Source organism: Sphingobacterium sp. Lzh-3, from assembly GCF_046764375.1.
Lineage (GTDB): Bacteria > Bacteroidota > Bacteroidia > Sphingobacteriales > Sphingobacteriaceae > Sphingobacterium.
The window spans coordinates 358008-370251 of sequence record NZ_CP177226.1; the positions used below are offsets into that span (position 1 = coordinate 358008).

The 12244-nt window shown below is 40.5% G+C and carries 7 protein-coding genes; 4 read left to right on the forward strand and 3 right to left on the reverse strand.

From position 1 onward, the window contains the following. Window positions 1-44 precede the first annotated feature (44 nt). The gene (locus ACLCDV_RS01425) at window positions 45-1244 is read left to right on the forward strand and encodes a redoxin domain-containing protein (RefSeq protein ID WP_411972755.1); all 1200 of its coding nucleotides are present in this window, start codon (window positions 45-47) and stop codon (window positions 1242-1244) included. 122 nt (window positions 1245-1366) lie between these two features. Here ACLCDV_RS01425 and ACLCDV_RS01430 read toward each other — a convergent pair whose 3' ends face one another. Further along, a complete protein-coding gene (locus ACLCDV_RS01430; RefSeq protein ID WP_411972756.1) occupies window positions 1367-3496 on the reverse strand; it encodes a hybrid sensor histidine kinase/response regulator in 2130 nt (709 codons plus the stop codon). 250 nt (window positions 3497-3746) lie between these two features. Here ACLCDV_RS01430 and ACLCDV_RS01435 point away from each other — a divergent pair, with 250 nt between their 5' ends. Continuing rightward, window positions 3747-5756 carry a beta-N-acetylhexosaminidase gene (locus ACLCDV_RS01435; protein WP_411972757.1) on the forward strand — a complete coding sequence of 670 codons (2010 nt, stop codon included), beginning with the start codon at window positions 3747-3749 and terminating at the stop codon, window positions 5754-5756. Window positions 5757-5780: 24 nt separating this feature from the next. Here the strand turns inward: ACLCDV_RS01435 and ACLCDV_RS01440 are convergent, their stop codons facing one another. Further along, on the reverse strand, window positions 5781-6059 hold the full coding sequence (locus ACLCDV_RS01440; RefSeq protein WP_201670012.1) for a DUF4342 domain-containing protein: 279 nt from the start codon (window positions 6057-6059) through the stop codon (window positions 5781-5783). A 258-nt stretch (window positions 6060-6317) separates the two neighbouring features. Then, window positions 6318-8552, reverse strand: coding sequence for a glycoside hydrolase family 2 protein (locus ACLCDV_RS01445; protein ID WP_411972758.1), 2235 nt, complete (start codon window positions 8550-8552; stop codon window positions 6318-6320). A gap of 454 nt (window positions 8553-9006) precedes the next feature. On the opposite strand from ACLCDV_RS01445, the gene ACLCDV_RS01450 reads away from it, so the two are divergent. Together ACLCDV_RS01450 and ACLCDV_RS01455 are read left to right on the forward strand one after the other, a co-directional pair. Beyond that, the gene (locus ACLCDV_RS01450) at window positions 9007-10614 is read left to right on the forward strand and encodes a beta-N-acetylhexosaminidase (RefSeq protein WP_411972759.1); all 1608 of its coding nucleotides are present in this window, start codon (window positions 9007-9009) and stop codon (window positions 10612-10614) included. Window positions 10615-10681: 67 nt separating this feature from the next. Beyond that, entirely contained in the window at window positions 10682-12190 is a 1509-nt protein-coding gene (locus tag ACLCDV_RS01455; RefSeq protein ID WP_411972760.1) for an alpha-L-fucosidase, read from the forward strand. The last annotated feature ends 54 nt before the right edge of the window (window positions 12191-12244 follow it).

The window sequence follows — 12244 nt, forward strand, 5'->3', positions numbered from 1 at the left end:
GGACTTGTAAAATTAGCGCAACATAAAAATAAAGGAATAATCAAATGAAACATATACTAAAAATAGCTGCCCTTATGGTAGTTCCTATGATGGGAATGGCACAGAAAAATTTTGTTCTCGATGGCGAACTTAAAACCGGGACAACCGAAAAGCTTTACCTTTTTTATATGGATGGTCAAGGTAAACAAGTAACTGATAGTGCTTCGGTTCTCAAAAACCATTTTCAATTTAAAGGCACGTTGACGGAGCCTACCCTGGTATTTTTGACCCGATCGCCACATCCCGAGCGCGCAGCTGAGGGTGATTATACACAAATGTACTTGGAACCGACCAAAATGAAATTGGAGTTTCAAGATGATAATCTAAAAAACTATACGCTGAGAGGATCAAAATTGGATGCTGAGCACAAGCAGCTGGAACTCGAAAAGTCAGCTATCAGAAAAGGAATGGAGCCCATTAGTCAGGCTTATGCTGCGAAAAATAAGGAGTATAGTCGTGCTGAGCGAGAACTAGAAGCTTTAGAAAAGAAAGTAAAGCTACTTAGTGAAGAGGCTGCCAGCATCAAGAATCAATTTGAGCCTTTTAATGAAAGAGCAGCCCAGATTGATATGACCTTTATTAAAAGCCATCCACAGTCCTTTTTAAGTCCTTATTTGCTGATGTTCAGGATGAACAACCTATCGTTGGAAGAAACGGAAAAGTTGTTTGCTGGTTTTTCCAAAGAAGTGCAAAATAGTCGTTTTGGAAAAGACATTTCGGAAAAACTAGCGGAAAGCCGAAGTGGTGCTGTTGGCAAGACTGCTCCCGTATTTAGCACGACAGATATCGAGGGCAAGGCCCTAAGTTTGTCGGATTTCAGAGGCAAGTATGTCTTGTTGGATTTCTGGGCTAGCTGGTGTGTGCCCTGTCGCAAAGGGAATCCGCATCTTATTAAGTTGTATCAGCAATATAAAAGTAAAGGTTTTGAAATCATAGGGATTGCAGACGATGACAGCAAGCCTGAAAAGTGGCACAAGGCAGTTGAACAAGATGAGATTGGCATTTGGAAACATGTTTTGCGTGGGGCAAAATTTGATGGAACAAATTTTGATCTGAGCCAAGATGTAACGAAGGGGTATGGTGTCAGTTCGTTACCAACAAAAGTGTTAATAGACCCGCAAGGTGTTATTATCGGACGGTATGGTGGGGGCAATGGCGGTTCAGACGAGCAGTTGGATGCCAAGCTTGCGGAAGTACTTAAATAACAGCATATCCTGTAGGTAACGATGTCCTGCGGGATCACGGTTACTTTAGTAGGTCTATTGTGTAAAAGAAATAAGGGACTGTCAAAGACAGTCCCTTATTTCTTTTACTTACATTGCCTAGCTTATGAAATCCTTGCGATGAGCTGAGCAAGGATAGCTTTGTCCAGAGGTTTGGTCATAACGCCATCAAATTGATGTAGCTGCCCTTCGGGGGTCTGCATGGTTACTTGGGATTCGTCTGACGTCAGGGCAATAACTTTGCTATTCCATCCCTTTACGCTATTGTTGTCTTTGACCGTATTGAGGATATCCCAACCGGTAGGGCCATGCATTTTGAGATCGGTGATAATAATATCCGTTCTATTTTCCTTCAGATAGGCTATTGCTGTAGATGAATCCTGATAGATTTTCACATCCTCGAAATGTTGCAATGCTTGTTTTACGAATAGATTATTGATCGGATTATCATCAATAACGACAAAGCGTAGCTCTTTTGAGAGCTTGTCCAAGCTCGTAATTTGTTTCCTATTTTTCTTTTCTTCGGTAAACGGAACGACTAATGTAAATGTTGATCCCTTGCCCTGTTGACTGCTAACACTTAACGTTCCGTTTAGCTGTTCGGCCATGAGTTTAGCAATATGTAATCCCAATCCAAAACTATTCTTGGATTTCTGATCGGTCATATAGTACTGTTCGAAAATATGTCCTTGATCTTTCGCAGAAATACCTTTTCCCGTATCGTTGACTAATATATGTAATTTGGATCCTCCTGGGGCTCTGCTGATAAAGGCTTTTACCTCTATCTGCCCCTTATCTGTATATTTAATAGCGTTGCTCAAAAGGTTTGAAACAATCTGGCGTACACGATACGTTCCGCTTTTGATTAAGATGTCGGGATCGATATCAATGTCACTGATAAGTTTCAGTCCTTTTTTGTCTGCTTGAGCCTGCTGCATTTTTATGAGGTTCGCGAGCAATTGAGTTGGCGAAAAATACTCGGCCTTAATTTCTAGTGTACCAGACTCTAGCTTACCCAGATTCAGAATATCTTCCACGGTATCATTGATCACATGGATATCTTGTGTAATGGAGTCTAATAAAATAGGGTTGACCCGATTGTTTGCCGCATTACTCTTTAGCAGATCAATAACACTGACCAAAGAATTGACCGGTGTGCGCACATCATGACTTACATTGGCCAGTATACTGGCCTTCTCTTTCGCTGTTCGCAAGGCATAATCTCTAGCGGCAGTAAGCTTGCGCTCATACACAAGTGTGTTGTAATGGTAGGACAACAAGAGTGTCACCATAATAATCATAAGAATAATAGAAGCGATCACCTGTTTGCCGAAAATGGAAGAGTTTTCTTTATAGAGTTTGAAATCTTGAATTTCCGCAGCTCTTAGTATCTCATCTTCATGGGTCTTAATGCGAAGCAAGGCCGTACTAATCGTGCTGAATAAGTTGTAATTAGATTGTAGAAGCTGTCTTTCCTTGTGTTGAAGCTCAGCAAAAGAACGGCGAATCTTACTGAAATCTTGCCGGTGAAATATTTCATTTTGCTCGATCAAACTTTGGATCTGGCTATGTATTGCCTTGATTTGGTTAACGTTGAAATTTTGTTCAAGTTTATCGGCAACAAGGGTGTCATTTTTGGCTTTGAAAATACGTGTAAAGAGTTTTTCTTTCTTTCGGACAATGGTATCCTTCTTACTTACATTGAGTGCGGTATCTCTTAATATTTTATTGACAACAGAATCTGCAAGTATCCGATTATTCCCTGGGCGAATGGTTCTATTCGTTTTCGTTAAGAGTGACAGCGAGTCTTTGGCCAAAAAAATCATGTTGTCAACAGCCAGTTTGATGTGGGCAAACTCGTCGGAAAGGGTGATATTTTGTTCCAAGGATGTCTTCGTAGAGAAAGTAAGTCCCTTTTGGGAAGATAATTTAGAAAGGGAATCGATATAAAATCGTAACGTATCTAAACTATTGCTGTAATTCTTTAAATTTTCGGTACTAAAGTCCACGGTATAAGAGCGAAAGGCATTTCCGGCAGCATTATACGAGGAGAAGAGTTCGTAAAAAAGATTCGTCAATTGATTTTTAGAACTATACGCTTTATTTAAACGGGCTTCGGTCTTTTGGTACTCAATATATTGATAGGTAAATATCGAACCGATATAAACCAAGGAAAGAATCAGGAAGGCAATTAAAACTGTCCTGATAATAAATAATTTTTTACTGTTTTTCACGTTATTGTTCTTTCACCCCAATAAGTTAACTATAGCCTATTTTGTTTTGTCTGGAAGTCAAATTTAATACTAAAAAATCATATCCGCTACTTGCTGCTGTAGCCGGTCAGCTACTTTTTGAAAATCTTACACAATCGTTTGATTGAAAGTTGGGGTAGAAGGATCATTTTTTATTTTTTATTTTGCATAACGAAACCCATAAATGGTCTCTTTAAGACCTGTTTATTTAAAAATAAAAACTTAAATTTTAATGAAAACACTCCTCTGTTCAGTAGCTTTATCCTGTTTATTTGCGCAAGGACTCCATGCGCAGTCTGGGATTGATATTATCCCCAAGCCTCAGGAAATCAATATCGGAGTAGGCAAGTTTCAATTAAATGCACAAACGACCTTAAGTTTCAAAAACTGCGATGTGAAAGATGTGTCTTTGTTTGTTGAGCAGCTGAGAAAAGTAACGCAGTATCCCCTGCCAGTGAAAAAGCAGGCAAGCAATAGCATTGAATTTAGACTAGACCCAAAACTGTCAATTCCGAACAAGGAAGGCTATCAGCTCGAGGTTTCTGATCGGGGAGTTGTTATTATAGCAAAAAGCTCCCATGGGCTTTTCAATGCAACGCAATCACTGCGGCAACTTTTACCGACAGCTTTCGAGGGTAGTAACCCAACCAAAGAGATAAGCTGGAATATTCCGGCTGTGAAAATTAAAGATTATCCTCGCTATCATTGGCGCGGTTATATGAAAGATGTAAGCCGGACATTCTTCGATGTGAAAACCGTGAAAAAGTATTTGGATGTCATGGCATTATACAAAATGAATACGTTTCATTGGCATTTGACGGATGACCAGGGTTGGCGGATTGAAATAAAGAAATATCCGAAATTGACCATGGAAAATGCGACGGTATTTCATCGAACAGAAAAGCAACCTGCAGAACGCAGTGGATTTTATACACAGGAGCAGATCAAGGAAGTTGTCCAATATGCACGGGAACGCAATATTACGATTGTGCCCGAGATTGATGTTCCTGGACATTCATGGCCGACCATATTAGCTTATCCTGAACTTGGGGTCAACAAAAATTCCTACCCGAATCACATTTTTCCTTTTGTGTCATCTTGGGGCTATTGGGGAAATCAATTTACCCCCAATACATTGGATCCGACAAAAGAGTTTACCTATGAATTCCTGAATAATGTGTTCACTGAAATCGCGAATCTCTTCCCAGGTAGTTATATCCATTTTGGAGGGGACGAAGTCCGTCATGACTTGTGGGAAAAAGAACCACACGTGCAGGATTTTATGAAACAGCACCAGATTAAGGATGTCAAAGCACTGCAGAGCTATTTCGTTCAACGTGTTTCTGCTATCATTGTCCAAAAAGGAAAAAAACCGATCGGGTGGAATGATATTTTGGCCGATGCTGAAAACTTACCAAAGAGTACAGCGATTATGAGCTGGCTTGGTGAAGAAGCGATCAAGGAAGCAACCAAAGATGGGTTTAAAGCCGTAGCCACACCGGCATCGCATCTCTATTTTGATATTACACAGGCCGATCGGAATGATGGTACCATGACTGACCTGGCCTATCCGCAGATAAACTCGCTGAAAAGAGTGTATGAATTTGATCCTTCTGCAGGACTTAGTCCGGCTGAGGATCAGCTTGTCCTGGGTGTTCAGGGAAATATGTGGACAGCGTTGGCCCAGGATATTAAAGACCTGAATGTGCAGAATTTTCCGCGATTGCTTGCCGTTGCTGAAATTGGATGGGCTGCTAAGTCTGCCAAAGATTATGCAGCGTTTAGCCATCGATTGGATGCCAATCTTCCAAGATTAGACTCCATGCGTATTGATTATTATCGTCCCGGGGGATATATTGCCGGATCATGGGGCCCTAATGATATCAAGGAAACGTATAGTTTTCTAACTTTTGACGTGAGCAGGAAGATTTACGATAATGGACGAGCGCAAGCTGGATTTTTCTTTGTTGAGGGGAAGAATTTTCTGGAGATCGATGCCGTACAATTGCTACAGGACGGGCAGGTCATTGCAGAGGATGGACATCATGCGCTTTCGGATAAATTTAGGGGAACCAACAAGATCAAACCTTTTTACTACAATTTTACGGTAACGAATTATAATCCCCAATCGAAATACGAAATCAAAGCCCGTGTCAGAGGTGCTGGCGGTGTGGATTCAAAAGGAAATTTTACATTTAATTTGTCTCCAAATAGGCCTTTTGATAAGATAGAAAAAAAATAAAGGGTATTACCCTTTATTTTTTACTTATTTGAGTTCGATCATTTTTTGATCTGCATTCTCTTCTTTTACTTCTTGAAGGATTGCAATTTCAATAGGTGCAATCAGGCTTAGAATAATCAATGCAATGAAAGCTACAGGGAAAATAATTCCGATGATTACAGCTAATAGCAAGGAGATATTTAAGTATTCTTGTCCATTCTTGGATGAAACTTTTAAACGTGAGCTTTTGAAGGAATCAAAAAGATCTTGAAAAACTTTAGTAATTGTTTTACTGTTGATGCTGAATGTTGTTTTAGTTGCCATGATGTTTATTTTTTAATTTTTTTATTTCTTGTTTGATGACTCAAAGATAGGAAGCAAATAGGGTGCTGAAGAGGGGCATTAGGCCAGTCTCGAGACAATCTCGGTAAACGACCCGCTTTTATCGGTTAATACTTTTTTGAAATTAGGGAAAGTGATCTGATGATCACTATAGCTGAGGGGGGTATACATTCTTAAACAAAAAACAGGGGTAGCTTTTTAGGCTACCCCTGTTTTTTGTCTATTATTTTGCTAGCGTGATTATAGACCTACATGCTCTGTTTTCGATTTTGTTGGTCCCGATGGTCCCTGTTTAAACGCTGGGTCATAATTCCATTCAATCGTGTCGGTTAATACCTTACCGTCTTTTTGGATTACTTTTGCTTCTACAGTATTCTTCCCCGGTTTTAGCTTCACGTTTTCGAAGATGTAGTGTACATTGGTCTGACCCATTTTGGCCCCTTTGATCGTTTGTCCATTGATGATCAATGTTGGCTCACCTCGGTTCGAATAAACCGCAATAGGTGTGATTTCATTACCTCTGTTGATCATACGACGCTGTGTAATATATAACACCGGTTCCTTGCTCCAATTGGCTTTGTACCAATAAAAGCCATCCTTCTTCAGTTTACGGTCAAAGGAAACCAGTCCTTTATAATTTCGGGGGTTAACGTTCAGCGCAGTAATGGGCGTGGCAAAATCGAATGTGTTCCAGACATAAGAACCTAAGAAAATTGGACTTTTGGATATCACGCCCCAATGTACTTCATGAAATTTGGTTGCATATTCTTCAGGGAAAAACGATGGATTGCTCCATTGATTTCCAAAATTTCCAACCTCTTCTGCTTGATCTTCGGGAACGGCTTCTGCACCATATTCCGAAAAGATAATCCGGTAATCTTTGAATTCTTCACTGATACGTTTTGCCCAGGAGGCGACATCATCCTCCTTATCTGATTTATCCTCCAGTTCACCATTATACCAGCCGAAGTAATGGTTAATGCCCTGTACATCTGCATTATTATTGACGGCGTGGTCGATAACATTGTAACCGCTGACAGAAACGGTATAGCGATCAGGATCTTCGGATTTAGCGAGGTCATTTAATTTGGTCGTTAGTTCGACGGTATAGGCAGAAGGAGAGTATACCTCATTGTGCATACCCCATATATAGATGGAAGGATGGTTGAAATTTTGGCGGATCAGTTCTTTCAGCTGTTGTTGTGCGTTGTTGTCTTCCAAGGTGGTTACCCGATTGACAAACGGGATTTCGGCCCAGATAACGAGACCCATGCTATCGCATTTTGAATAGAAGTACTCAGACTGTTGGTAATGTGCCAATCGGATCGATGTTGCTCCCATTTCTTTGATGATTGCCAGGTCTTCGTCGTGGTCTGCATTGCTTAGGGCCGATCCTTTACCGAGTCGATCCTGATGGCGACAAACACCATATAGCGGATATTTGATATCATTTAGGAAAAATCCTTCACCGGTTCGTAATTCAAATTTACGAAGACCAAGCGGTGCTGTTACCTCATCAATTACCTGGTTGTTCTTTTTGATCTGTGTGACCACCTTATAGAGATAGGGATCATCTAAACCTTGCCATAAATGTGGACTTTTGACTAGGATTTGTTGCGTAACAGTTTGACGGCCTTGTGGTAACAACGTGTACTGTGTGCTTTGTTTGGCTTTAATCGATCCATCTTTTTCAAAAATCGTTGTCAATAACTCAATTGGTTGTTTTTTTCCGGATTTGTTGTCTATTTTTATTTTTACAGCAACATCGGCTGTTTTCTTGGAGACATTTTTTTGCGTAATATAGATTCCTTTAGCTGCAAAATCATTCACCGCAATATGGATGTTGTCTGTTACAATAAGTTCAACCGGTCTATAAATACCGCCGTACATAGGGAAAAGGGTATGGTTAACAGGAATGACCTGTGGAGTAGCCTCATTGTTTACCTTCACCAAAATCTCGTTTTCTTTTCCAAATTGGAGCATATTGGTCAGCTCGAATACAAATGCAGAATAACCGCCCTGATGTCTGCCCACGAAGTTATAATTTCCATTGCGTTTCGTATTGTCGTAGGTAACATCATTTTTGCCGTCTTTGGTAGGAAGGGGCTGATTGTTTACGTATACTTCTGTGTTGGTATTGACCCCTTCAAATCGGATGAAAATGCGTTTGCCTTGCCAAGCTGTTTCGGGAACAAATGACTTACGGTAATAAGCATCGCCGGTATAAAAGCGCTCATTTTTTCCTAAACTACCGGACTTAATCTCTTTGGTCTGCATATCGTTTGCATTCCAGGTGTGCGGTAAATTGACAAGTTGCCATTTCCCTTCAAACAGTTGATTATAATCTAATGTCGAAGTAGAAAAAGGTCCCTTTTTGAAAGTCCAGCTGGTATTAAATGGAACTACGGTTCGCGCTTGTATATTCAATAGCAGTACTCCAATAAAGATTAAGGTATAAAAGATCTTTTTTATCATACGGTTTTAACTTAGGGTATTGTATTTGTGTTTTCAAATATAGCTAACAAAACGACAATGACTAATTGGGCTATCATCGTTGTTCATCCTATCTTACTTTATTTTTAATTATAAGTGATTAAAATATCTTTATTAATCATTATTTTTCTTTATTAGCCTTATAAAGGCCATTCACTATAACGTTTTCGAGATTTGCGCAAACGATTGACTAGACTTGGGCTACAGTAATAAATAATAAATTCTTTACCATTGTATAACAAGATAAACTATGGGCAGAACCGATGTAAACAGTTCATACGATGGGCTTTCGTATCACTTTTGCATCGCGAGCTGGCTGTGGTGGGCCGATTATAGCACAAACTAGGTTTGAATAATGTATGATCGAACCTCGTTAGAAACAAATACTTTACACAAGCAGATTTAATCTGATCAGTTGAAAATAACGATAGAACGGATGAAACATAGATTAATGGGGACATTTCTTTTCGTATTCCTAACAATACAGTGCGTGGAGGCACAGGTTGCTATTATCCCACGTCCTCAACAGCAGGAAGCGCGAAAGGGGAAACTTATCCTGGGTAGAAATATAGGCATTATAAGCGATCCTTATTTTGATCCCACGATATTGTATTTCAAGAAGCTCCTACTTGGGCGTTTCGGGATTTCGGCCTATGTTGCGACCAAGGTCGACGAAGCCCAGGTTATGGTAAGCTGGGATAAATCGCTTGGACATGAAGCTTATCGTCTGCAGATAGATCCTGTCCGTATTCGAATTTACGCTTCCGATAAATCGGGCCTCCTTAATGGAATTGCCAGCTTAGACCAACTCTTGTCCGTTGCAGTGCAAAATGGTGAACAACGTGAGCTGGATGCTGTTGAAATTACAGATAAGGCACAATTTGCATGGCGCGGTTTTATGTTAGATGAGTCGAGACACTTCTTCGGGAAGGAAAAAGTAAAGTCATTGTTGGACTGGATGGCTTTTTATAAATTGAACAAGTTTCATTGGCATTTGACGGATGAGCCTGCGTGGCGCCTTAGTATACAACGCTACCCCTGGCTGGCCCAAATAGGGGGTATAGGCAATTATTTAGACCCCTATGCTGGAGTACAGTATTATACGCAAAATGATATCAGTGAGATTATTGCTTATGCTGATGAACGTAATATTGAGGTCATTCCTGAGATTGATATGCCTGGACATGCAACAGCGGCAAACCGTGCGTATCCGTTTTTATCGGGCGGAGGTAATGAAAAACACCCTGATTTTACTTTTCACCCAGCAAAAAATACGACATATTCATTTTTAAGCCATGTGTTGCGTGAAGTAAAAGCGCTTTTTCCTTCGACTTACATTCATTTGGGCGGAGACGAGGTGGCTTTTGGTAGCGATGCCTGGAATAATGATCTAAAGGTTCAGGAGTTGAAAAAGGCAGAAGGGTTGAAATCCAATAAGGAAGTGGAAGATTATTTTATTCGACGTATGGCAGATTCCGTTGCCCGAATAAATGGAAAAATTATTGTTTGGGATGAGATGGTAGACGCAAAACTGGACAAAGCGCAGACTGTGATGATGTGGTGGCGCCATGATAAACCCGAACAGCTCAATAAAATTTTGGATAAAGGATATCAGGCAATTCTTACACCGCGTTTACCTTTATATTTTGATTTTGTGCAACAGGAAAACCATCGGTATGGACGAAAATGGGGCAAAGGTTTTAACCCTATCCAGGATGTCTACAATTTTGCTGGCGATCAATTGGACAGTTTAGGTGGTCGAAGAAAACAGATATTGGGTATCCAAGCCAATCTATGGACAGAAACCGTGACAAATACCAATCGATTGGATTATCTCGTCTTTCCAAGAATTGCTGCATTGGCGGAAGCGGCCTGGACATCTGGAAAGCAGCGTAATTTTGATCAATTTTCAAAGGTGTTAAAGAAACATTTAGCATTGTATCGGGAACAGGGGCTTTATTACTTTGATCCATTTCAGGACAGTAACCCTGAACCGGTCGTTATGAAGAAAGTACAGAAACAGTATATCGATCGTCCCGACTAGTTGTGTTGTTTGTCTTTGAATAAGTTGGACTTTATAAGAATCGTGGTAATAAACAATTAGATAAAATATGATAAGCTATAACAGATTGATAACGACTTTGCTGCTAGGTAGTGCACTATTGCTGGGCAAGACTACTTTTGGACAGTGGACAGGGCCACGCAAAAAGGTGGAGCAAAGAATTGACGTAAAATATGGGCCTTTAACACCGGCACATCGAACCGATGAAGCGATGGAGCGTTTTCGGACATATGGTTTAGGACAGTTTATCCATTGGGGTCTTTATGCTATCCCAGGAAATGAATGGGAAGGAGTAAGTGCTCGTAAAGGTGCTGCCGCTTCCGAATGGATTCGTACCTGGAGTGGACCTACTGCACCAAAGAACTGGAAAAACACCTATGATAATTTATACAAGCAATTTAATCCCAAAGGATTTGACGCAAAGCTATGGGCTAAGCAGGCTAAAGAAATGGGGGCGAAATACCTGATTTTTACTACCAAACATCACGATGGATTTGCCTTATGGCCTTCGAAGTATACAGACTATACCATTCAGAAAAGCCCTTATAAAAAAGACATCGTCAAGCAGGTTGTAGACGCTTACACCGCTGAAGGGATAGATGTGTTTTTGTATTTTTCGATCTTAGAATGGAATAATTCAAACTATATGGGTAAGGCGCCGTCTACACCGGAAGAAAAGGCAAAATTCAATAAGTTTTTGGAGTATACCCGTAACCAATTGTTGGAGCTGCTTCAAAACTATCCGCAGATAAAAGGATTTTGGTTCGATGGTACCTGGGATCAGTCCTGGATTCAGTCCTATGACTTTACCTATAAACTGGAAAAGGAACTCCGCGAGAAACACCCGGGCTTAATCATCGGTAGCCGTTTTCGAAACGATGAATTTGGAAAGCGGCATTTCGACTCGAATGGTGATATGTTGGGAGATTATGAGCAAGGCTGGGAGCGTAAGATGCCGAAAGAATTTGAATGGCTAGAGGGACGTGACTGGGATTGTGTGATGACTATCCCACCTAACGGTTGGGGTTACATGAAAGATTGGTCTGGTATTTATACAAAGACATCCGACGATTTGATCGATATGTTGATGAATTGTGTGTCGATGAACGGGAATTTCGTGTTGAATTTTGGCCCGGATGGAAATGGTCGGATGCATCCAGGAGAGGATAAATTGGCGAAAGAGATTGGTGACTGGATCAAAATCAATGGTGAAGCTGTTTATGGTGTGAGACATGCAGGACTTGCTCCATCTAAATTGGGGTATTTTACAAAAAAAGAGGACAACCTCTATCTTACTGTCTTTAATCGACCGGTCAATAATATTGTCCGCATTGCTGTACCGAAGAATTCAGCTGAGGTTCCGGTAGAGGCTGTCTTATTGCAAAATGGTCAATCATTGACTCTTAAACGTTCCGACATTGGTTTGGATCTTGATAAGAATACATACTATGATGTTGTTCTTCCGGTAACGTTTAGTGCAGATAAAGCTTTTGTTGTAAAAATGAAGCTTGGCAAGCCAAAAGTACAGGGTGATCAACTCATGGATGCAAAAATGTAAATTTTGGCATTCGCGCGAAGGTTTTCGCGATCTCATCGGCATTTCAAATGTATA